We start from the raw sequence: 23,067 nt of genomic DNA on the forward strand, positions 1-23,067 counted from the left end.
CGTCGGTCGCGGGAACGGCCCTCGCCGTCCCCCTGTCTTCACCGTAACCACACTCGGAGGCGCCCTCGTCCCGATCGGAGGGACGGCCTACCCGAGGCTCCAGCGGGCCACCAGGTATCCGACGCCGTAGGGGGCGTCGTGGTAGAGCAGTTCCCCGCGCGGCCGGGCCTCCCCGGCCGCACCGGCGAGCACCTGGAACGCCGCCCGCCCCGCCACCCACAGCTCGGCCGCCTCGGCGGCGTCCAGCGCGGCCAGAGCCCGGGCGTCCGCGCCGCCGAGTGCCCGCGCGAGCGCCTCGTCGTAGACCTCGGCGCGTGGATCATGGTAGCCCGGGGACTTGACGGTCAGCTTGGCCGAGCCGTCGCCCATGACCAGCAGGCCCACCCGCCCGGCCCGCCCCGCCAGCTCCGCGCCCGCGCGCAGGCACTGCTGCGGCGAGGCTCCGGAGGGCACCGCCTGGTACCCGGCCACCGGGCCGGCGCCGGCCAGGTCGGCGAGCAGCCGGCCGACGGTCAGCGACAGCGGCAGGACGGGCGTCCCGGCGCCGGTGCGGACGTCGGCGCCCCAGGGGGCGAGGCTTCCCGCGGCGTCCGGGCCGTACGCGACCGGCTCGGCGATCTCCTCGGCGGCGCCGACGGCGATGAGCACGTCCGGCGCCGCCTCGGCGAGCGACCGGAGCGCCGACACGCACGCCTCCCGGAGCCCGTCCAGCTCCGGCGCGGCCGCGCCCGCGAGTTCGGGCGCGATCAGCGGAGGATGGGGGCACACGGCCGCGGCGACGAGCACAAGATCAGGCTAGCCCCGCCCGTCCACCGAGCGAGCGCCGGGGCACACACGGGCCGGCAGGTCCGTCGGGGATCCGGACCGGCCCTGACACGCGACGCGGACGGGCCGGTCACGCGCGGCGGGATCACAGCAGGCCGAGGACGGGCCGGCGTCGCGCGGGAGAACGCGGACGGGCCGGCCGGGTCCGTGGGGAACCCGGCCGGCCCGTCACGGGCGTCGGCGGTCGGGGATCAGGTGCCGCCGAAGTCCTGGGTCCACCAGGGGCCGCCACTGCCGAAGTGCACGCCCACGCCGATGGCCTTGAGCTTGCAGTTCATGATGTTGGCGCGGTGACCGGGGCTGTTCAGCCAGCCCTGCACCACGGCCGCCGGCGTGGCCTGGCCGCGCGCGATGTTCTCGGCGAACATGTTGGAGCTGTAGCCGGCCGCCTTGATGCGGTCCCACGGGGAGCGCCCGTCGGCCGAGGTGTGGTCGAAGTACCCCTTGGCCGCCATGTCGTCGGAGTGGCCGCGGGCGGCCGCCCGCAGGTGCTCGTCGATGCGCAGCGGGCCGCAGCCCTGCTCCTGCCTGGCGGCGTTCGTCAGGCGCGCCACCTCGTTTTCTGCGGCCACGACCGACGAGGACCCGCCCGTCGACTTGGTCGGGCTCTTCGACGGCTTCGGCGTCGGCCGGGGAGACGGCTTGGCGGAGGGCCGGGGAGAGGGCCGGGGGGACGGCTTGGTCGAGGGCTTGGACGAGGGCTTCGCGGACGGCGACGCCGAAGGCTTGGCCGACGGCGACGCGGACGGCCCGGGACCGGGGTCGTCGCCGAGCCCCGCTGACCGTCCGGGCTGCTGCGGGTAGGGCTCGACGTAGCCCGCCGGACCGTCCGGGCCGGGGCCGCCGCTCTGGCCCTCGGCCTGCTGATCGGTCTTCGTGCCGGTCTGGCCGGACATCTTCTGCTTGGTCTCGACCTTTCCGACCGGCTCGGCCTGGTCGGCGTGCGGCGCGGACTGCGTGCCGCCCTCGTCGGCCTGTCCGGAGCCGGCGGAGCCGTCGGCACCGCCGCCCGAACCGGTCGAACCCGGCGAACCGCCGTCGCCCGAGGAGGCGTCGCCGTCGGACGCGTCGTCCGAGGTGGCGTCGTCCGCCGAGTCGTCCGCAGCGTCGTCCGTGGCGTCGTCCCCGGCCGCCGCGACGTCGCCGGAGCCCGGCCCCTGCTCGGACGAGCGCTGGCTCACCGGCTCGGACCCGCCGGTCAGCGTGATGACCCCTCCGGCGGTGACGGCGGCGGCGAGCACGGCCGCCGCGGCGCAGATGGCGAGGGTGCGCTTCCGGGAGCCCGATGGGGAGGGGGGCTCGGACGAGAGGTACTCGGGGGGCAGTGCAGAGCTGGACTCGTTGTAGCGGCCCGGCGACCGATGGTCGTGCCGATCCATGTGGTGACTCCTGCGGCCTATCGGGGGGAAAGCACTCCGGCTTCCGCGGGCGGTCGTCACACTAGCCCCATAGGACGAATTACCGCACCTCAATCACGGAAGAATCACGACTTGTCATCACTTGGACCGATCTCATGTCGAACTGTGACCCCGCGCGGCGGCTCGGCGGTGATCTTCGGAATATTGGGGCTCGGCGTGATCCTCGGAGCCGGCGCCTGCGCGCCGGGATCCTCGGCGGCACCGGCCGATCCGGCTTCCCGGTCAGTGCGCGCGCAGGCCTCCCCCGCGCCCCGTCCGGGCCCCGCGGCGCTCCCGCGCGACCGCGCTCCGCTCGGCGGAGTATTCGAACACCGGACAAGGCCAGGTCAACCGCCGTCCGTGGCGTCCGGACCACGAACGGGCGCGGCCGGGCACGGATGGACCGGAGCGATGCCGCCTCCCCGGCGGCCACCGGCGCACGAAGACGGCCGCACCCTCGCGGCGGGCCGTCCTGGGAGCGGCGGCCAAGCGGGTCACAGGCCGTCGGGGAGGGACGCCGGACGCCGTCGCTCGCGCCCGGCGCCGGACGGAGGGCGGAATCCCGACCGCCGGCCGGGCCCGCTGGAGCTCGTGGACCGTCCCAAACCTCCGCCGACGGCCCGGGAACGTCCGCGCCCCGCGCCGCGCGCGCCCCACCGCCCGAACACACCCCGCACGCCCCGCGACCTGCCCGGACCGCCTCCAGAGGCGAGGCCGGGCCCCACGCCGACACGCCCGCCCCGCCGTCTCGACGTGCCTGAGGCACCCGGCGGGCCAGAACGCCGGACGCCGAACCCCTGCGCCACCTTCACCGATTTCCGCAGGGACTACTGCGAGCGCCTCTTCCACGACTAGTGCGCCCTCCGCGACCGTTCACCGGCTCAGGCACCGCAACAGGCGCCGCCATCGCCGCACCACGCCCCACCGACCCGGCGCCGATGCAAGTCCAGCACGTGACCGGGATGGGGAGCCGCGGTGGGCCGCCGGTGCGGCACGTCGGGCTGAGCCGGGGACGGGGTGGGCGGGGTCAGGGGCGGCGGAGGGAGGGCATGCCTAGGGACACCGCGCCCGGCTTCGCCGAGCCGCCGGTGCCGCAGGCCGCGCTCTCTCTGGCCTCCCACGCGTCGCCGGCGCGCGTGCGCCGCAGCCCCAGCGCGGGGCCGTCGGCCACCAGGTGGTGCGGCGCGGCGTAGGTGACCTCGACGGTGACCATGTCCCCCGGCCGCGGCGGAGCGGCGTCGGCGCCGCCGTCGCGCAGGGTGGGCACGAAGTGCACCAGGCGGTTGTCGGGCGCGCGGCCGGACATGCGCTGCGTCGCCTCGTCCTTGCGGCCCTCGCCCTCGGCGACCAGCACCTCCAGGGTGCGCCCCACCTGGGCCTTGTTCTCGGCCCACGAGATGTCGTTCTGCAGGGCGACCAGCCGCTCGTAGCGCTCCTGGACGACCTCCTTGGGCACCTGGCCGTCCATGGTGGCCGCGGGCGTGCCCGGCCTGATGGAGTACTGGAAGGTGAAGGCGTTGGCGAAGCGCGAGGCGCGGACGACGTCCAGGGTGGCCTGGAAGTCCTCCTCGGTCTCGCCGGGGAAGCCGACGATGATGTCGGTGGAGATCGCGGCGTCCGGCATGGCGGCGCGCACCCGCTCGATGATGCCGAGGTAGCGCTCGGCCCGGTAGGAGCGGCGCATGGCCTTCAGCACGCGGTCGGAGCCCGACTGCAGCGGCATGTGGAGCTGGTGCATGACGTTCGGCGTCTCGGCCATGGCGGTGATGACGTCGTCGGTGAAGGCCGCAGGGTGCGGGGAGGTGAAGCGCACCCGCTCCAGGCCCTCGACGTCGCCGCAGGCGCGCAGCAGCTTGCCGAAGGCGAGCCGGTCGCCGAACTCCACCCCGTAGGTGTTGACGTTCTGCCCGAGGAGCGTGACCTCAAGGACGCCGAGGTCGACCAGGGAGCGCACCTCGCCGAGGACGTCGCCGGGGCGGCGGTCCTTCTCCTTGCCGCGCAGCGCCGGGACGATGCAGAAAGTACAGGTGTTGTTGCACCCGACCGAGACGGACACCCACGCGGCGTAGGGCGACTCGCGCTTGGTCGGCAGGGTGCTCGGGAAGACCTCGAGCGACTCCTTGATCTCGACCTGGGCCTCCTGCGCGATGCGGGCCCGTTCGAGCAGCACCGGCAGTGAGCCGATGTTGTGGGTGCCGAAGACCACGTCGACCCACGGGGCCTTGCGGACGATCTCGCCCTGGTCCTTCTGCGCCAGGCAGCCTCCCACGGCGATCTGCATGCCCGGGTTGCGCATCTTGGCCGGCCGCAGATGGCCGAGGTTGCCGTACAGCCGGTTGTCGGCGTTCTCGCGGACGGCGCAGGTGTTGAACACGACCACGTCGGCCGTCTCGCCCTCGCCCGGGCGGACGTACCCGGCGTCCTCCAGCAGGCCGGAGAGCCGCTCTGAGTCGTGGACGTTCATCTGGCACCCGTACGTGATGACCTCGTACGTGCGGGTGCGCTCCTCGGTGACAGTCATCTCAACAGACAAGGGTAGGCGCTCCTCGCGGCCGCGCGCACGCGGAGCGCCCCGGCGCCGCCCCGCAGGCGGCCGGCGCCCCCGCGCCTGATGAATCGTTCCATCCGCCGGGGCGTCCCGTCGTGACCAGGCCGTGATGCGATCGGTACCGCCTGGTTAGTGACCAGTGCCCCGGACCACTTACGTTGTCCACCATGGAGGACAACGGGGACGCGACTCCTCTCGTCAGAGTCGAGAACGTCAACAAGAACTTCGGTGCCCTGCACGTGCTCAGGGACATCAACCTGACGGTCTCCCGGGGGGAGGTCGTCGTGGTGATCGGCCCTTCCGGGGGCGGGAAGTCGACGCTGTGCCGCGCCATCAACAGGCTGGAGACCATCGACTCGGGCACGATCGTCTTCGACGGACAGCCGCTGCCCTCCGAGGGGAAGGCGCTGGCCCGGCTGAGATCCGACGTCGGGATGGTGTTCCAGTCCTTCAACCTGTTCGCGCACAAGACGATCCTCGAGAACGTCACCCTCGGCCCGGTCAAGGTCAGGGGCGTGCCGCGCGAGCAGGCCGAGAAGCGCGGCATGGAACTGCTCGAACGCGTGGGCATCGCCAGCCAGGCGGGCAAGTACCCCGCCCAGCTCTCGGGCGGCCAGCAGCAGCGGGTGGCCATCGCCCGCGCGCTGGCGATGGACCCCAAGATGATCCTGTTCGACGAGCCCACCTCCGCCCTGGACCCCGAGATGGTCCAGGAGGTGCTCGACGTCATGATCGAGCTCGCGCGCGAGGGCATGACGATGGTGGTGGTCACCCACGAGATGGGCTTCGCCCGCCGGGCCGCCAACCGCGTCGTGTTCATGGCCGAGGGCCAGATCGTGGAGGAGAACACCCCCGACGAGTTCTTCACCAATGCCCGCACGGACAGGGCCAAGGACTTCCTGTCCAAGATCCTGACACACTGACCTGGGCCGTGGACGCGCACGGGCGGCCCGTACGGCAGGCGGCACGGGGCCGCCGCGCCGCCGCACTCCAAGATCGCCCGAGCGAGCACCTAACGTCTCGCGATCACGGGTCGGCAAGGTGGGGCGAGGAAGGCCGTCCGTCCGGACGTCGCCCGTGCGAGAACCGCTCGTCCGCACGCACCGCCGGTCACGCCGTTCCGCACCTGGAACACCGCAGGTCACGCTGTTCGCACGTCACGCTGTTCGCAGGTCACGCATGTCAGGCACGTCGCACGTCGCGCTCGTCACGCTGTTACGCACGTCACCAAGAAAGCTGAGGTACACGCATATGCGTTCACGACGGTTCGGGGCCCTGCTCCTGTCCGCCGCGGCACTGGCCGGCAGCCTCGCCGCCTGCGGCAACAGCGGCCCGACGACGGCTCTCCAGAAGGCCAAGGACGACAAGAAGCTCACCATCGGCGTCAAGTACGACCAGCCGGGCATGGGCCTGAAGAAGCCGGACGGCACGGTCGAGGGCTTCGACGTCGACGTGGCCACCTACCTGGCCGGCAAGCTCGGCGTCCCGCCGGAGGGCATCACCTGGAAGGAGGCGCGTTCGGCCAACCGCGAGACCTTCCTCCAGCAGGGCCAGGTCGACATGATCGTCGCCACCTACTCGATCACCGAGGCGCGCAAGCCCAAGGTGACCTTCGCCGGCCCGTTCTACATCGCCCACCAGGACACGCTGGTGCGCGCCGACGACTCCTCGATCAACTCCCTGGACACCCTCAAGGGCAAGCGCATCTGCCAGGTCAGCGGCTCCAACTCCTGGAAGAACATCGCCGAGGGCACCAACAAGGAGAACAAGAAGGTCGACGTCCAGCTCGTCCCGGCCGGCGCCTACGACGAGTGCATCACCAAGCTCAAGGGCAACGCGATCGACGCGGTGACCACCGACGACATGATCCTCGCCGGCTACGCCAAGCGCGAGGGCTCCTCGCTCAAGGTCACCGGCGCCCCGTTCACCGACGAGAAGTACGGCGTCGGCCTGAAGAAGGGCGACAAGGAAACCTGCGAGGCCGTCAACAAGGCCATCACCGAGATGTACTCCGACGGGACGATCCAGAAGCTGTTCGACAAGCACTTCTCGGGCACCGGTCTGAAGTTCACCGCGACCGGCGCGCCGCCTGCCGAGGGCTGCAGCTGATCCCCTGTCCACGCGCCGGTGAGGTCACCTCACCGGCGCTCCCCGTCTCCGGTGGAGCCCGATGGAATCGTTTCTCGACTTCAGCCCCCTCGTCGAACAGTTCGGCACGATCCTCACCGGTTTCTGGTCGACGATCCGCCTGACCCTGATGAGCGCGATCCTGGCGCTGATCCTCGGCACGGTCCTGGTCGCGATGCGGGTGTCCCCCACGCCCGTGCTCCGCGCCGCCGGGACGATCTACGTCAACACCCTGCGCAACACCCCTCTCACGCTGGTGCTGCTGCTGTGCGCGCTCGGTCTGAGCGACACCCTGCAACTGTCGCTGTCGGGTGACTCGGCCACCAACTACTACTGGTGGGCGACGCTCGGCCTGTCGGCCTACACCGCCGCGTTCGTCTGCGAGGCGCTGCGGGCCGGCATCAACACCGTGCCCTCCGGCCAGGCGGAGGCGGCCCGCGCCATCGGGCTGACCTTCACCCAGTCGCTGCGCATGGTCGTGCTCCCGCAGGCGTTCCGCTCGGTGATCGCGCCGCTCGGCAGCATCCTGATCGCGCTCACCAAGAACACCACCATCGTGATCGTCGCCGGCTACATCGAGGCGTCGGCGGTCATGAAGCAGATGTTCGACGACTACGGGGGCACGCTGCCGATCTTCCTCGGCTTCGCCGCCGGGTACATGGTCCTCACCCTGCCCACCGGGTTCTTCTTCGGCTGGCTGGCCAAGCGGATGGCGGTGGCCCGATGAGCACGAGCGTCCTGTTCGACGTCCCCGGCCCCCGGGCCCGGCTGCGCAACAACGTCCTGACCCTCCTGTCGGCCGTCGTGGTGCTCGGCATCGCCTACCTGCTGATCAAGGGACTGGCCGACAAGGGGCAGTTCGCCGGGCGGCTGTGGGAGCCGTTCCTGCGGCTGGAGGTGTGGACCGGGCAGATCCTCCCCGGCCTGCTCGCCACGCTCCAGGCCGCGCTCGTCTCGGCCGTGCTCGCGCTGGTCTTCGGCGTCGTCTTCGGGCTCGGCAGGCTCTCCGACCACGCCTGGATCCGCAGGCCGGCGGGCGCGGTCGTGGAGTTCTTCCGCGCCATCCCGCTGCTGCTGCTGATCTTCTTCGCCCAGGCCGGGGTCGCGACCATGAGCGGCTACACCATCAGCGTGCCGGCGTTCGCCGCCGTGGTCGTCGGCCTGACGCTGTACAACGGGTCGGTGCTCGCCGAGGTGTTCCGCGCGGGCATCCAGGCCGTGCCGAGGGGCCAGTCGGAGGCCGGGTACGCCCTCGGGCTGCGCAAGGGCGGCGTCATGCGGCTCATCCTGCTGCCGCAGGCCACCACGGCGATGATGCCGGCCATCGTCAGCCAGATGGTCGTCCTGCTCAAGGACACCGCGCTCGGCTGGGTCATCGCCTACGAGGAACTGCTCAACTTCGGGCTCAAGCAGATCCCGGCCAACTTCGGCAACCTCATCCCGAGCGCGATCGTCATCTCGCTGGTGTACATCGCGATCAACCTGGCGCTGAGCTACCTCGCCAACGTGCTGGAGCGGCGCAGCAGGCGCAGCCGCCGTACGAGCGCGGGCGTCGTCACCGCCCCGGCGGCGGTCGGCGTCGGGGTCGAGACCAGAGTCTGACCCGCCTTCACCGACGGCCGGGGTCCCCTGCGGACCCCGGCCGTTCGCGTTCCTCCGCCCGCGGCACGTCGGACGGGGAAAACATCCCGCCCCTGAGTGCTTTGCGGCGATACGTGAAACACGATCAGTGGCGTAGCCGCCACGCGGAGCGGGGTTTTCCGGCAGGATGCGGCTATGCCCCCCGATCGCACGTCCGGGCACCCGCAGTCGCCGTTCGGTGCCTGGCCCTCGCCGATCTCCACCGCCGACGTCGTCCGCTACGGACTGCGTCCCGGATACCCCACCGCGCACTCCGGACAGATCTGGTGGGAGGAGGACCGCCCCACAGAGGGCGGGCGGCGCACCCTGGTCCACCACGCGGCGGGCGGCGCCCGGCGCGAGCTGCTCAGCCCTCCCTGGGACGCCCGCACCCGCGTCCACGAGTACGGCGGACGTTCCTACGCCGTGGCACCCGGGGTCGGCGTCGTGTTCGCCGGCCACGCCGACCAGCGGCTCTACCTGGTCCGCGACGACGGCTCCGGTCCGGCGCGCGAGCCGGTGGCGATCACCCCCGAGCCGGACGCGCCCGCCGCCCTGCGCTACGCCGACCTCACCGTGCACGGCGACGAGGTGTGGTGCGTCCAGGAGCGCCACGCCGGCGGCGGGAAGGTCGTGCGGTCCATCGTCTCGATCCCCCTGCGCGACGGCGGTGAGCCCCGGCAGCGCGTCGCGGGCAGCGACTTCTACGCCTCTCCCTCCATCTCCCCCGACGGCGAGCACCTCGCCTACATCTGCTGGGACCACCCCCGCATGCCCTGGACCGGCACCGAGCTGCGGGTCACCCGGCTCGCCGACGGCGCCTCGCGTCAGATCATGGGCGGCGCCGCGGAGTCCGTGCTCGCCCCCCGCTGGAAGGACGCCTCCACGCTGTACGCCCTGTCCGACCGGTCGGGGTGGTGGAACCTGTACCAGATCGGCGACGGCGCGCCGCGCCCGCTCTACCCGGCCGAGGAGGAGTTCGCGTGGGCGCCCGCCGAGCTCGGCGGCGCCCCGTACGCCGTGCTGGCCGACGGCAGGCTCGCGGTCCTGCACGGCAGGCCCGACCTGCGGCTCGGTGTGCTCGACCCGCGCACCGGCGTGCTCACCGACCTCGACCTGCCCTACGACGGCTGGGTGCCGTGCCTCAGCGCCGACGGAGCCACCGTGTGCGGCGTCGCCTACGGGGCGCGGGTGCCCCGGTCGGTGGTGCGGGTCGACACCGCCACGGGCCTCGCCGAGAGCGTGCGCAGCGACACCGGCGCGCTGCCCGACCCCGCCTACCTGCCGTCCTGCCGGCCGGTGGAGATCCGCGGCCGTTCGGGACGGCGGGTGCACGCCTACGTGTACCCGCCCGCCAACCCCACGGTGAGCGTCGGGGAGGCCGCGCCGCCGTATGTGGTGTTCGTCCACGCGGGCCCCGCCTCCCACGCCACCTCGGCCCTGGACCTGCGCAAGGCGTTCTTCACCAGCAGGGGCATCGGCATCATCGACGTCAACCACGGCGGCTCCACCGGGTACGGCCGCGCCTACCGCGACCGGCTGCGGGGCCACTGGGGCGTCATCGACGTGGAGGACACCATCGCCGCCGCCGAGTGGCTCCTGTCGGACGGGCACGCCGACCCGGCCCGCATCGCCGTCAGGGGCGTCGGCGCGGGCGGCTGGACCACCATGGCGGCCTGCTGCTCCTCCGGGCTGTTCTGCGGCGGCGTGGCGATCGCCGGCGTCAGCAGCCTGGGGCCACTGGCCTCCTCGACGCACGACTTCGAGTCGCGGTACGCCGAGTGGCTCGTCGGCCCGGCGGACCCTCTGCTGTACGCCTCGCGCGAGCCGCTGGCACGGAGCGGTCAGATCGACTGCCCGATGCTGCTGCTGCAGGGCCAGGACGACCCCGTGGTGCCGCCGGCGCAGTCGGAGGCGTTCGTGGCCGCGCTGAACGAACGCGGGGTGCCGTGCGTCTACCTGGCCTTCGAGGGCGAGGGGCACGAGTTCCGCAGAGCCGAGACCAAGAGCGCCGCGCTCGCCGCCGAGCTGTCCTTCTATCAGCGCCTGTTCCGCCTCTGACCTTCCCGCCGGCGTCCGTCCCCGTCTCAGGGGCCCCTCCACGTCAGCGGAGCCGGTTCGGCGGGCACGGAGTCGGCGGGCACGGAGTCGGCGGGCACGGAGTCGGCGGGCACGGAGTCGGCGGGCACGGAGTCAGCGGGCACGAGGCCGGCACTGCCCAGATCACCGCGGCCCGGCCGGCGGGCGAAAGCCGGCGCGGTCGAGGCCGACGCGGTCGAGGCCGGCGCGGTCGAGGTCAGCGGGCGAACTCGGTGGCGCGCGACTCGCGGACGACGGTGATGCGGATCTGACCCGGGTAGGTCAGCTCCTCCTCCACCTGCTTGGCGACGTCGCGGGCGATCACCTGCGCCTGGATGTCGTCGATGGCCTCCGGGCGCACCATGACCCTGATCTCGCGGCCGGCCTGCATCGCGAAGACCTTCTCGACCCCGTCGTAGGACTGCGCGATCTCCTCCAGGCGCTCCAGGCGCTTGACGTAGGCCTCCAGCGACTCCCTGCGCGCGCCGGGACGGCTGCCGCTGATCGCGTCGGCGGCCTGGGTCAGCACCGCCTCGACCGTGCGGACCTCGACCTCGTTGTGGTGCGCCTCGATGGCGTGCACGACGTCCTCGTGCTCGCCGTAGCGCCGGGCGATCTCGGCGCCGATGAGGGCGTGGCTGCCCTCGACCTCGTGGGTGAGCGCCTTGCCGATGTCGTGCAGCACCGTGCACCGCTTGAGCAGCATCGGGTCCAGACGCAGCTCGGAGGCCATGATGCCGGCGATGTGCGCCGACTCGATGAGGTGCTTGAGGACGTTCTGCCCGTAGGAGGTGCGGTAGCGGAGCTGGCCGAGCAAGGTGATGAGCTCGGGATGCATGTCGGTGATGCCGAGCTCGACCAGCGCGTCCTCGCCGGCCCGGACGCACAGGTCCTTGACCTCCTCCTTGCTGCGCTCGTAGGCCTCCTCGATGCGCTGGGGATGGATGCGGCCGTCCAGGACGAGCTTCTCCAGCGTGAGCCGCGCCGTCTCGCGCCGCACCGGGTCGAAGCAGGACAGCAGCACGGCCTCGGGAGTGTCGTCGATGATCAGGTTGACGCCGGTGGTGGACTCGAAGGCCCGGATGTTGCGACCCTCGCGGCCGATGATGCGGCCCTTCATCTCGTCGCCGGGCAGGTGCAGCACGCTGACCACCGACTCGGCGGTCTGCTCGGTGGCCACCCGCTGCACGGCCAACGTGACGATCTTGCAGGCGCGCTTCTCGCCCTCTTTGCGGGCCTCGCCCTCGATCTCGCGGACGATCAGCGCCGCCTCGCGCTTGGCCTGGTTCTCGATGGTCATCACCAGCTCGGCCTTGGCCTGATCGGCGGTCAGCCCGGCGACCCGCTCGAGCACCTCGCGGCGCTTGTCCTCGACGTGGTCGAGCTCGGCGCGGCGGTCGGCGAGCTGGGACTCGGTCTCGGCGAGCTCCCTGCCGCGCTCGGCCTGCCGGCGGGCCTCCTCGTCCAGACGCTGCTCGCGCTCGGCCAGGCGGTTCTCGCGGCGCTCGAGGTCGGACCTGAGCTCCTTCAGCTCGTGCTTGAGGGAACGGGTCTCATCTTCGACCTCCTTGCGCATCCGCAGGGCGCCCTCGGCGGCGGCCTCGGCCCGGCGGAGCATCTCCCCGGCGTCCGACTCGGCCTTCACGCGGATCTCGACGCCTTCACGGCGGGCCTGCTCCAGCTCGGACTGGACGTCGGCGATCTCCTCGGCGGTGGGCCCCCGCGTGCCGGACCGGCCGGCACCAGTGCGGCGTATCAGCACGACGAGCGTGACAATCGCGACAAGCGCCAGCAGGACAACGGCTATCGCCAGCATGATCACGACTGTCGAACCCATGCGCGCCCACCCCTCCTCGCGTCGCGAGCTTCAGCACGCGAGGGTTACACGCACAGCACGGACCAGCCCGACCGGGCGATCCTGGTCAGACGAATATGTCCAACGCGTCGGCGCCAAGGCGCCGGTCCGCTGGGTGTGATCGGTCTTGATCGTCCGTCGTGCACCGTTATGGCAATCCGCACTGCGCGGAGTAACTCCTCACTGTGGTCGAGATTAAGCGTCAGAGAGGTAACGAGCAAGCAAAGTCCGCCCGTCAAGCCAGTTTTGTCCTCTCACGGGAACGGGCGCTCGACGGCGCCGCGCCGGATTTATCCCGATATGCAGCGGTAAGTAGTGAAAACGATCTTCTGTCGAGTGACGGAGGTCTCCTTGGTGGTCCGTCTGGTCCTCGACCCGATTCGGGAGATTTTCCGGGCGTCCGGCACGATCCGGGGACGCCGGGGTATGGGGCGGCCATGGTACAGATCGGTTACTCGCTGATGTGCGAGCAGACACCGCCCAAGCGGCTCGTCGAGGACGCCGTCGCCGCCGAGCGCGCGGGGTTCGACTACGAGACCATCTCCGACCACTACTTCCCGTGGCTGGAGGACATGGGCCACTCCCCTTACGCCTGGTCGGTGCTGGGAGCGGTGGCGAACGCCACCGAGCGCATCCCCTTCATGACCTACGTCACCTGCCCGATCATGCGCTACCACCCCGCCGTGGTGGCACAGAAGGCCGCGACGATGGGCGCGCTGTCGGACGAGCGGTTCACCCTCGGCCTCGGCGCGGGCGAGCACCTCAACGAGCACGTCGTCGGGCGGGGCTGGCCGCCGGTCAACATCCGCCACGAGATGTTCGGCGAGGCCATCGAGATCATCCAGGCCCTGTTCGGCGGCGAGTACGTCAGCTACCGCGGCGACCACTTCACGATCGACTCCGCCAAGCTGTACGACCTGCCCGCCGAGCCGGTGCCCGTCGGCATCGCCGCCTCCGGGGCGCAGTCGGTGGACCTCGCGGCCGAGTACGGCGACGCACTCATCGCCGTCCAGCCCGATGCCGACCTGGTGTCCCGCTTCCACGCCACCGGCGGCGCCGGCAAGCCCGTGTACGGCCAGCTCGCGGTCTCCTACGACACCGACGTCCAGGCAGCCACCGAACGGGCCCACCGGCTCTGGAAGTGGTTCTCAGCCGGGTGGAAAGTGCTGTCAGAGCTGCCCGGTCCGGTGAACTTCGAGGCCTACGCGCAGTTCGTCCGCCCGGAGGACGTGACCAAGAACGTCCCGTGCGGCTCCGACGTCGACGCGGTCGTCCGCGCCGTCAAGGAGTTCACCGACGCCGGCTTCACCCACGTGGCCCTGGTGCAGATCGGCGCGGACCACCAGCGCGAGTTCCTCGCCTGGGCCGAGAAAGAACTCCTCCCAGCCCTCCGCGACCTCAACTGATCAGCCGCCCGAGATCGAGGTGGTTCCTCCCCACCTGCGCGATCACGTCGCACTACCATCCTGCCACGGATCGTGACAGCGGGGCACTCGAAGACATCCGAGAGGTCACCCGCCGCCACAGCGGGTCACTCGAAGGCGTCGGGGAGGTCGTCCGTGGGGTGGCCTTCGCTTTCGAGGGCCTCACGGACGACGCGGTAGGCGAGGCCGCCGGAATAGCCCTTGCGGGCGAGCATGCCGGCGAGCCGCCGCACCCGCGCGGCCGGTTCGAGGTGACGGGTGCCGGAGAGCTTGCGGGCGACGAGCCGGCGCGCGGTCTCCAGCTCCTGGTCGGGGTCGAGCTGGTCGACGGCGTCGCGCACGGTCTCTTCGTCCACGCCCCGGGTGCGCAGCTCGGCGGCGAGCGCTCGCCGGGCCAGCCCCCGCCCGGCATGCCGTGAGGTGACCCATGCCTCCGCGAACGCCTCGTCGTCGATCAGGCCGACATCGGAGAAGCGGGCGAGAACGGCCTCCGCCGCCTCGTCGGGAATGTCGCGCTTGCGCAGCGCGTCGGCGAGTTGGGCGCGCGTGCGGGGCGCCAGCGTCAGCAGCCGCAGACAGACCGCCCGGGCAACCGCCTGCGGATCCGCCGCCGGCCCCTCAGCGGCCGGCGACCCTTCGACCGGCCCGTCGAACCCCTTCCACCGAGCCGACCCCCTGTCCCGCCGTGAGCCCTCCCGCCCCCGGGCCGAACGCCCACCCGGACGGCCGCCGAACACCTCACTCTCCGATGCCCCATGGGACGAGAGACCGTCGTGAAGACCGGACCCGCCATGGGAGGGGAAGCCGTCGTGAAGACCGGACCCCCCATGGGACGAGAGACCATCGTGGAGACCGGACCCCCCATCGGACGGGAAGCCGTCGTGAAGACCGGACCTCCCATCGGACGAGAGACCGTCATGGAGACCGGACCCCCCGTGAGACGGGAAGCCGTCGTGGGGATCCGGCGCCCAGAGGGGGGCGCCGGTGTCACCGGCCGGGAAGTCGCCTTGGTCGCCCCGGCCGCCTCGGCGGCGACGGCGGGCGGGCTTGCCAGCCGCCTCGTCTTCGACCCAGGCACCCCAGTCTCCCGGCCGTAGCCGGCCGGGTTCGTCGTCGCGCGCGGGCATCGCGGATCAGCTCGGATCGAACATCGACGCGGCGGATCGGCTAGAGACAGGCGTCGGCCTCGAAACAGGTGTCGGCATGGCAAGACGGTTCGGATCAGGCATCGGCATGGCGGATCGGCTCGATCAGACGTCGCCCGGCTTGGGCGCCTTGGAGCCGCGCCCGGACGGGGCGGCAGCGGCGGGGACCGGAGGCGCCGCGGGCTCGACCGGGGTGTCGAGGCGAGGACCGACGCCGAGCTTCTCCTTGATCTTCTTCTCGATCTCGTTGGCGATGTCGGGGTTGTTCTTCAGGAAGTTGCGGGCGTTCTCCTTGCCCTGGCCGAGCTGGTCGCCCTCGTAGGTGTACCAGGCGCCGGCCTTGCGGACGAAGCCGTGCTCGACGCCCATGTCGATCAGGCCGCCCTCGCGAGAGACGCCGAAGCCGTAGAGGATGTCGAAGTCGGCCACCCGGAAGGGCGGGGCCATCTTGTTCTTGACGACCTTGACCCGGGTGCGGTTGCCGACCGGCTCGGTGCCGTCCTTGAGCGTCTCGATGCGGCGGACGTCCAGGCGGATGGAGGCGTAGAACTTCAGCGCCTTGCCGCCGGTCGTGGTCTCGGGCGAGCCGAACATGACGCCGATCTTCTCGCGGAGCTGGTTGATGAAAATGGCGGTCGTGCTGGTGTTGTTGAGGGCGCCGGCCACCTTGCGCAGGGCCTGCGACATGAGGCGGGCCTGCAGGCCGACGTGGCTGTCGCCCATCTCGCCCTCGATCTCGGCCTTGGGCACCAGGGCCGCCACCGAGTCGATGACCACGAGGTCGATCGCGCCGGAGCGGATCAGCATGTCGGTGATCTCGAGGGCCTGCTCGCCGGTGTCGGGCTGGGAGACCAGCAGGGCGTCGGTGTCGACGCCGAGCTTGCGGGCGTACTCGGGGTCGAGGGCGTGCTCGGCGTCGATGAACGCCGCGATGCCGCCGGCCCGCTGGGCGTTGGCGACGGCGTGCAGCGCCACGGTGGTCTTACCGCTGGACTCGGGACCGTAGATCTCGACGATGCGCCCGCGGGGGTAGCCGCCGATGCCGAGAGCGACATCGAGTGCGATGGCCCCGGTGGGGATCACCTCGATGGGAGCTCGGGCGTCATCGCCGAGGCGCATGACAGAGCCCTTGCCGAACTGCCGCTCGATTTGGGCGAGCGCGGTCTCAAGGGCCTTCTCGCGGTCGTTGGCTGCCATGGAGTGCCCCCCTGGAGGGTGAGTCGAAGTCGTTTCCGTCGCTGGCAAGCTACGGGGTGCCACCGACAATTTCCCGGAACGGGCCCAGGGCGCCGGCGGCGCCGGCATGCCCAATATAGCCGAACGACTGTTCGATCACAGCTCAACGGCACGGTCCTCATCCGACTGGCACCTGTGTCAGGGCCTGGCGACGGGGATGGGCAGCCATGCTGGGCCGCACACCTGCTTGCGGGGTGGGCTCATTCGATGCTCTGGTGACGGCTCGGCCCGGCCAGGTGGGCCGACGGTCGCGAGGAAGCGGGCGCGGCGTGGTCGTCGTCGACATGCTCAGCTCAGAGATGGTGAGCGCAGCTCGCGAGTCGGTCAGCTGCCCAGCCGAGTCGGGTCAGCGCAGCCGGGAGTCGACGTCGGTGACTCCGCAGACCGCGCGCCACACGTCCTTGGCGGACTCGCCGTCGGCGAGGGCCTGGAGCACGGTGCGGCCGCCCAACTCGGCGATGACGTAGTCACGCGCCCAGGACTCGGCGTACATCTCGCCGAAATGGCGGTTCATCCGGCTCCAGAAGTCCGTCAAGCGCATGGTCCCAGTATGGTCCCCGGCCCGCCGTGCCCACGTCGCCCCGTAGCCTGCGGCCCGCCGTACCCAGGCCACCCCCGTAGCCCCCGGCGCGACGTGCCAGACCGCCCGTGGTTCCCGGCCCGCCCGGCTGCGCCGGTCGTGGTGGGGGTCCGGAGTGTTCGCGCCGGTCAGAGGACGCGGGAGCCGTACATCTCTCCCAGGGGGTCGGCCAGCAGTTCCAGGCGCGCCCCGTCAGGGTCGCGGAAGTAGATCGACGCGTCGCTCTCCACCTGGTAGGGCACCCCGGCGGCGTCCAGCTTCTCCCTCAGCCTCTCCCACTTGCCTCGCTCGACGGAGATCGCGATGTGGTGCAGGCCGCCGAGCACCTCCTGATACGGCCCGAGGTCGAGCCCGGGGAGGTCGAAGAAGGCGAGCAGGTTGCCGTTGCCGATGTCGAAGAAGAAGTGGTTCGAGCCCTTGTAGTCACGGTTCTCGAAGATCTCCGTCAGCGGGAACTCCAGCACGTCCTGATAGAACTGGATGGTCCGCTCGACGTCTGAACAGATCAGTGCGAAGTGGTGCAGGCCACGTGCGCTGCTCTCTGGCCGTCGTGCTTGGAGGTAGTGCCCGCGGATCCGCTCTCGAGTCGCCTCGATGGCCGCGTAGTCGATGCCCATAGGTCCACATGACGTGCCGGGCGTAGGCCATGTCAAGCCCGCACGGCGTGGCGGGCCCGGTGAGCACGTCGGCCGGACGGGGTGGCGCGTTCTGTCGGTGGCGAGTTGCATGATGAAGCGGTGACCGGATCCGCGCTCGACCACTTCACTCCGGTGACCCGGCAGTGGTTCACCGACGCCTTCGCCATGCCGACGGCCGCCCAAGAGGGCGCGTGGCGGTCCATCGCGCGCGGCGACAACACCCTGGTCGTCGCGCCCACCGGGTCGGGCAAGACGCTCGCCGCGTTCCTGTGGTCGCTCGACCGCCTCGCCGCCGACCGCATGGCGGCCGGCTCCGATCATGACGCCGGCGGGGGCCACGAGAGCGGCACGAGCGCCCCGGCCGGTGAAGGCCGCCAGAGCGGCGCGGGCCGGGGGAAGGGCGCGCGCGGGCGCGCGCGCGACAAAGGCGCTCCCCGGCGGTGCCGGGTGGTGTACGTCTCGCCGCTGAAGGCGCTGGCCGTGGACGTCGAGCGCAACCTGCGCGCCCCGCTCACCGGCATCAAGCAGACGGCGCGGCGTCTCGGGCTGCACGCCCCCGAGATCTCGGTGGCCATCCGTTCGGGCGACACCACGGCCGAGGACCGCCGGCGTTTCGCCGCCGCCCCGGCCGACATTTTGATCACCACGCCCGAGTCGCTCTATCTGATCCTGACGAGCCAGGCCCGCGAGGCGCTGCGCGATGTCGAGACGGTCATCGTCGACGAGGTGCACGCGGTGGCGGCCGGCAAGCGGGGCGTCCATCTCGCGCTGACCCTCGAGCGGCTGGACGCGCTGCTGGCCCGCCCGGCACAGCGCATCGGCCTGTCGGCCACGGTGCGTCCCGTGAGCGAGGTGGCGACGTTCCTGGGGGGCTCGCGCCCGACGACGGTCGTCCAGCCGCCGTCAGAGAAGGTCATCGAGGTCGACGTGGTCGTCCCCGTGGAGGACATGACCGAGCTGGACGCCGCCCCCCGGCAGGGCCCGCCCTCCGATGACGAGACGGCCTGGCTCGAGCCCGCGGCCCGGCGGTCCATCTGGCCGCACGTCGAGGAGCACCTGCTCGGGCTCATCCAGGCGCACCGCTCGACCATCGTCTTCGCCAACTCCCGGCGCCTGGCCGAGCGTCTGTGCACCCGGCTCAACGAGCTCGCCTACGAACGGTCGAACGGGGGCCCGGCCGGGGCCTTCCCTCCCGACGACCTGTGGACCACCCCACCGGAGGGCGGCGCCGGCACGCCGGTGCCGGCGGCGTCGACCTCCACGCCCGCGGCGTCGGTCTCCACGCCCGCGGCGATGATGGCTCAGGCCGGCGCCTCCTCCGGGGCGGTGCCCGAGATCGTCCGCGCCCACCACGGGTCGGTGTCCAAAGAGGAGCGCGCCCAGATCGAGGAGGCCCTGAAGTCCGGGCGCCTGCCGGCCGTGGTCGCCACCTCCAGCCTCGAACTGGGCATCGACATGGGTTCGGTCGACCTGGTCGCGTGCGTGGAGGCGCCGCCGAGCGTGGCCAGCGGCCTGCAGCGCATCGGCCGGGCCGGTCACCAGGTGGGGGCCGTCTCCAAGGGCGTCATCTTCCCCAAGTACCGCGGCGACCTGCTCCAGACGGCCGTCGTCTCCGAGCGCATGAAGTCCGGCGAGATCGAGGAGATGCGCTACCCGCGCAACCCCCTCGACGTGCTCGCCCAGCACATCGTGGCCATGTGCGCGCTGGACGAGTGGACCGTAGACGAGCTCGAGAGCCTGGTCAGGCGGGCCGCCCCGTACGCCACCCTGCCGAGGACCGCGCTGGAGGCGACCCTCGACATGCTGGCCGGGCGCTACCCCAGCGAAGAGTTCGCCGAGCTGCGCCCGCGCATCGTGTGGGATCGCGTGACCGGGCGGGTCACCGGCCGCCCCGGAGCCCAGCGCCTGGCGGTCACCAACGCCGGCACCATCCCCGACCGCGGCATGTTCGGCGTCTTCCTCGCCGGAGGCGACGCCGGGCGGGGCGGCAGGCGGGTCGGCGAGCTGGACGAAGAGATGGTCTACGAGTCCCGGGTGGGCGACGTCTTCGTGCTGGGCGCCACATCCTGGCGCATCGAGGACATCACCGCCGATCGCGTGCTGGTGTCCCCCGCGCCCGGCCAGCCGGGCAAGCTGCCGTTCTGGCACGGCGACACCCCGGGCCGTCCCGCCGAGCTCGGCCGGGCCCTCGGCGCCTTCACCCGCGAGCTGTCCGAAGGCAAAGCCGACCGGCTCGCGGAGGCCGGGCTGGACGCCTTCGCCACCGGCAACCTGCTGTCCTACCTGGCCGAGCAGCGCGAGGCCACCGGGTACGTGCCCGACGACCGCACCCTGCTGATCGAGCGCTTCCACGACGAGCTCGGCGACTGGCGGGTGGTCGTGCACAGCCCGTTCGGCGCCCGGGTCCACGCGCCGTGGGCGCTGGCCATCGGCAGGCGGCTGCGCGAGCGCTACGACGTGGACGTGCAGGCCCTACACTCCGACGACGGCATCGTCCTGCGCATCCCCGACACCCTCGACGGCGCGCCCACCGACGTCGCGGTGTTCGACGCCGACGAGATCGAGCAGATCGTCACCGAGGAGCTCGGCGGCTCGGCGCTGTTCGCCTCCCGGTTCCGCGAGTGCGCCGGCCGCGCCCTGCTGCTGCCCCGGCGCAACCCGGGCAGGCGCTCTCCCCTGTGGCAGCAGCGCCAGCGGGCCGCCGACCTGCTCAAGGTCGCCAGCCGGTACGGCTCGTTCCCGGTGGTGCTGGAGACCATGCGCGAGTGCCTGCAGGACGTCTTCGACGTGCCGGGGCTGGTGCGGCTCATGCGCGACATCGCCGCCCGCCGGGTGCGCGTGGTCGAGGTCGAGACCGCCCAGGCGTCGCCCTTCGCGGCCTCGCTGCTGTTCGCCTACGTCGGCGCCTTCATGTACGGGGGGGACGCCCCGCTGGCCGAGCGGCGCGCGCAGGCACTCGCCCTGGACACCCACCTGCTCGCCGAACTGCTCGGCGAGGCCGATCTGCGCGAGCTGCTCGACCCCGACGTCGTGGCCGACACCGAGCGCGAGCTGGCGCGGCTCGACCGGCCGCTGCGCGACGCCGAAGACCTCGCCGACCTGCTGCGCACCCACGGTCCGCTGCGCCCGGAGGACATCGCCGTGCGCGGCGGCGACCCGGCCTGGGCGGCCGACCTCGAGGCGGCCAGGCGGGCGATCCGCGTCCGGGTCGCCGGGGCCGAGCAGTGGGCGGCCGTCGAGGACGCCGCCCGGCTCAGGGACGCGCTCGGCGCGCCGCTGCCGATGGGCCTCCCCCACGTGTTCCTGGAGCCCGTGGCCGACCCCCTCGGCGATCTGCTCGCCCGGCACGCCCGCACGCGCGGCCCCTTCGCCGCCGCCACCGCCGCCACCCGCTTCGGGCTGGGCGTCGCCGTCGTGACCGACGCGCTCAGGCGGCTGGCGTCCTCGGGCCGGGTGGTCTCCGGCGAGTTCCGGCCCGGCGGCTGGGGCGAGGAGTGGTGCGACGCGGGTGTGCTGCGGTCGCTGCGGCGCAGGTCGCTGGCCCGGTTGCGCAAGGAGGTCGAGCCCGTCCCGCCCGAGGCGCTGGCCGCGTTCTCCCCGGCCTGGCACGGCATCACCGAGGGCCGGTCGGCGCGCGGCATGGACGCCCTCGTGCACGCCATCGAGCGGCTGCAGGGCGCCGCGGTGCCGGCGTCCGCGCTGGAGACGCTGGTCCTGCCGAGCCGGGTGCCGGGCTACGAGCCGGCGCTGCTGGACGAGCTGACCGCCTCCGGGGAGGTCCTGTGGGCGGGTCAGGGGTCGCTTCCGGGCGGCGACGGCTGGGTGGCCCTGTTCTTCGCCGACACCGCTCCGCTGCTGCTGCCCGCACCGGCCGAGGTCACGATGACCCCGTTGCACGAGAAGATCCTCGACGCCCTGGGCGGCGGTGGGGCGCTGTTCTTCCGCGATCTGTCCACCCGGGCCGGCTCGCTCGACGACATCGCGCTCGCCGGCGCTCTGTGGGACCTGGTGTGGTCCGGGCGCGTCTCGGGCGACACGCTGGCGCCGTTGCGCGCGGCGCTGGGCTCCGGTCGGCCCGCGCACCGGCCGACGACGGCGCGCAGGCGAAGGGCCGTGCTGCCGACCCGGTCGGGGCCGCCGACGGTGAGCGGCCGCTGGTGGTTGCTGCCCGAGGCCTCTGCTGACGCCACCGAACGCGCCCACGCGCAGGCCGAGGTGCTGCTCGAACGGCACGGCGTGGTGACCAAGGGCGCGGTGGCGGCCGAGCGCCTCACCGGTGGGTTCGCCGGCGTCTACCCGGTGTTCCGCGCCTTCGAGGAGACCGGCCGCTGCCGCCGCGGCTACTTCGTGGAGGGTCTGGGCGGCGCCCAGTTCGCCCTCCCCGGCGCCGTCGACCGCATGCGCGCCTCCGCCGCCGGTCCGTCCGCCGCCGGCCCGTTCGCGGCCAACCCTTCGGCGGCCGAGCGGCGGGCGGTGGTGCTGGCGGCGACCGACCCGGCCTGCCCGTACGGGGCGGCGCTGCCGTGGCCGGCGCATCCCGGAGACCTCACGCACAAGCCCGGTCGTAAGGCCGGGGCGCTGGTGGTGCTGGTGGACGGCCGCCTCATCATCTACGTCGAGCGCGGCGGCAAGACCCTGCTGTCCTTCGCCGACGACGACCGCCTCCAGCCGGCGGTGGACGCCCTCGCGCTCGCCGTCCGCGACGGGGCGCTCGGCAAGCTCACGGTCGAGAAGGCCGACGGCGCCGCGATCGTCGACTCCCCCCTCGCCGCCGCCCTGGAGACCGCCGGCTTCCACCCCACCCCCCGCGGCCTCCGTCTGCGCGCCTGACGCGCCGGCGGTCAGGTAAGGGTGCGGGGGCCGTAGAGGGCGGCGGGGGTGTTGGTGGTCATGGCCCAGTAGCGGTCGCCGTAGGACCAGTGCCACCACTCGGTGGGGTAGTTGACCAGGCCGGCGGACTCCAGGGCCGCGCCGAGGATCTTGCGGTGCTCGCGCGCGGCGGCCGAGATGTTGGGCGCGTCGGTGTAGCAGGCGCCGTCGCTCTGCTCGGGGTTGGCGTTGACCGGGGTGCCCATGTCCAGCTCGGCGCCGTCGTCGGTGGCGAGGGTGAGGTCGACCGCCGCGCCCGCCGTGTGCGGGGCGACCTCGATGGGCGAGACGTACCGGCTGGCGGCCACGTGCAGCTCTTGCGGCGACATCTCCGGGAAGGCCGCCCGCAGTTCGTCCTTGTACTGCTCGAAGTAGCGCCGCTGCAGCACCGGAGGCCGGTATCCCTCGACCACGAGCAGCCGGTAACCGTAGGGCAGTTGCCGCTGGGCGTCCGAAAGCCGCAGCAGCAACCCCTCCCGCAGGTGGGCGTAGGCGCCGGCGGGGTCGGCGAGCCTGCCGTCGACACCGAGCACGCCGCGTACGTCGGCCAGCGCCTCACCGTTCTCCTCGACGGGGATGGAGGTCACGCGGGGGTCAGAGATGAGCACGATGTTGCGCATGGCCAGCCAGTCTGACATAACCGACTTTTGACCCCGTTTACCTGGTACCCCGCACCGCGAAGACGTCCTACGGCATGCCGCCGGCACCGGCTTCTCCGCGGTCC

Annotated in this window: 16 protein-coding genes; 7 read left to right on the forward strand and 9 right to left on the reverse strand. The window is 72.3% G+C overall.

The features are described from left to right. Positions 1-87 precede the first annotated feature (87 nt). From ABZT47_RS02115 to miaB, 3 genes are all read right to left on the reverse strand, one after another. Positions 88-786, reverse strand: coding sequence for a hypothetical protein (locus tag ABZT47_RS02115; protein ID WP_354835127.1), 699 nt, complete (start codon positions 784-786; stop codon positions 88-90). Positions 787-1,016: 230 nt separating this feature from the next. After that, on the reverse strand, positions 1,017-2,204 hold the full coding sequence (locus ABZT47_RS02120; protein WP_354835129.1) for a CAP domain-containing protein: 1,188 nt from the start codon (positions 2,202-2,204) through the stop codon (positions 1,017-1,019). Between the two features lie 1,045 nt (positions 2,205-3,249). Next, a complete protein-coding gene (miaB, locus tag ABZT47_RS02125) occupies positions 3,250-4,743 on the reverse strand; it encodes a tRNA (N6-isopentenyl adenosine(37)-C2)-methylthiotransferase MiaB (RefSeq protein ID WP_354835131.1) in 1,494 nt (497 codons plus the stop codon). 194 nt (positions 4,744-4,937) lie between these two features. Here miaB and ABZT47_RS02130 point away from each other — a divergent pair, with 194 nt between their 5' ends. The 5 genes from ABZT47_RS02130 (at position 4,938) to ABZT47_RS02150 (ending at position 10,578) form a co-directional block, all read left to right on the forward strand. Continuing rightward, on the forward strand, positions 4,938-5,693 hold the full coding sequence (locus tag ABZT47_RS02130; protein WP_354835133.1) for an amino acid ABC transporter ATP-binding protein: 756 nt from the start codon (positions 4,938-4,940) through the stop codon (positions 5,691-5,693). Positions 5,694-6,021: 328 nt separating this feature from the next. Further along, positions 6,022-6,879: a glutamate ABC transporter substrate-binding protein gene (locus tag ABZT47_RS02135; protein WP_354835135.1), complete on the forward strand. Its 858-nt coding sequence runs from the start codon at positions 6,022-6,024 to the stop codon at positions 6,877-6,879. A 61-nt stretch (positions 6,880-6,940) separates the two neighbouring features. After that, positions 6,941-7,624 carry an amino acid ABC transporter permease gene (locus ABZT47_RS02140; RefSeq protein ID WP_354835137.1) on the forward strand — a complete coding sequence of 228 codons (684 nt, stop codon included), beginning with the start codon at positions 6,941-6,943 and terminating at the stop codon, positions 7,622-7,624. Beyond that, positions 7,621-8,499 (forward strand): amino acid ABC transporter permease, encoded by an 879-nt coding sequence (locus tag ABZT47_RS02145; RefSeq protein ID WP_354835139.1) that lies wholly within the window; start codon positions 7,621-7,623, stop codon positions 8,497-8,499. The genes ABZT47_RS02140 and ABZT47_RS02145 overlap by 4 nt, the downstream gene beginning before the upstream one ends. A gap of 174 nt (positions 8,500-8,673) precedes the next feature. After that, positions 8,674-10,578 carry a prolyl oligopeptidase family serine peptidase gene (locus tag ABZT47_RS02150; protein WP_354835141.1) on the forward strand — a complete coding sequence of 635 codons (1,905 nt, stop codon included), beginning with the start codon at positions 8,674-8,676 and terminating at the stop codon, positions 10,576-10,578. Positions 10,579-10,813: 235 nt separating this feature from the next. On the opposite strand, the gene rny is transcribed toward ABZT47_RS02150, so the two are convergent. Beyond that, positions 10,814-12,433, reverse strand: coding sequence for a ribonuclease Y (gene rny, locus ABZT47_RS02155; RefSeq protein ID WP_354835143.1), 1,620 nt, complete (start codon positions 12,431-12,433; stop codon positions 10,814-10,816). A 455-nt stretch (positions 12,434-12,888) separates the two neighbouring features. On the opposite strand from rny, the gene ABZT47_RS02160 reads away from it, so the two are divergent. Further along, a complete protein-coding gene (locus tag ABZT47_RS02160; protein WP_354835145.1) occupies positions 12,889-13,857 on the forward strand; it encodes a TIGR03557 family F420-dependent LLM class oxidoreductase in 969 nt (322 codons plus the stop codon). Between the two features lie 125 nt (positions 13,858-13,982). On the opposite strand, the gene recX is transcribed toward ABZT47_RS02160, so the two are convergent. The 4 genes from recX to ABZT47_RS02180 all read right to left on the reverse strand — a co-directional run bounded on the left by recX (position 13,983) and on the right by ABZT47_RS02180 (position 17,453). Further along, positions 13,983-15,002 (reverse strand): recombination regulator RecX, encoded by a 1,020-nt coding sequence (gene recX, locus ABZT47_RS02165; RefSeq protein WP_354835147.1) that lies wholly within the window; start codon positions 15,000-15,002, stop codon positions 13,983-13,985. Between the two features lie 123 nt (positions 15,003-15,125). After that, on the reverse strand, positions 15,126-16,217 hold the full coding sequence (recA, locus tag ABZT47_RS02170) for a recombinase RecA (RefSeq protein ID WP_354835149.1): 1,092 nt from the start codon (positions 16,215-16,217) through the stop codon (positions 15,126-15,128). A gap of 385 nt (positions 16,218-16,602) precedes the next feature. After that, on the reverse strand, positions 16,603-16,797 hold the full coding sequence (locus ABZT47_RS02175) for a DUF3046 domain-containing protein (RefSeq protein ID WP_354835151.1): 195 nt from the start codon (positions 16,795-16,797) through the stop codon (positions 16,603-16,605). A gap of 167 nt (positions 16,798-16,964) precedes the next feature. Then, a complete protein-coding gene (locus tag ABZT47_RS02180; protein ID WP_354835153.1) occupies positions 16,965-17,453 on the reverse strand; it encodes a VOC family protein in 489 nt (162 codons plus the stop codon). Positions 17,454-17,573: 120 nt separating this feature from the next. On the opposite strand from ABZT47_RS02180, the gene ABZT47_RS02185 reads away from it, so the two are divergent. Beyond that, the gene (locus ABZT47_RS02185) at positions 17,574-22,304 is read left to right on the forward strand and encodes an ATP-dependent helicase (protein WP_354835155.1); all 4,731 of its coding nucleotides are present in this window, start codon (positions 17,574-17,576) and stop codon (positions 22,302-22,304) included. 11 nt (positions 22,305-22,315) lie between these two features. On the opposite strand, the gene ABZT47_RS02190 is transcribed toward ABZT47_RS02185, so the two are convergent. Further along, positions 22,316-22,981, reverse strand: a complete 666-nt coding sequence (locus ABZT47_RS02190) for a M15 family metallopeptidase (RefSeq protein WP_354835158.1) — start codon at positions 22,979-22,981, stop codon at positions 22,316-22,318. Between the last annotated feature and the right edge of the window lie 86 nt (positions 22,982-23,067).

It is taken from the genome of Sphaerisporangium sp. NPDC005289, from assembly GCF_040607455.1.
Lineage (GTDB): Bacteria > Actinomycetota > Actinomycetes > Streptosporangiales > Streptosporangiaceae > Sphaerisporangium > Sphaerisporangium rhizosphaerae.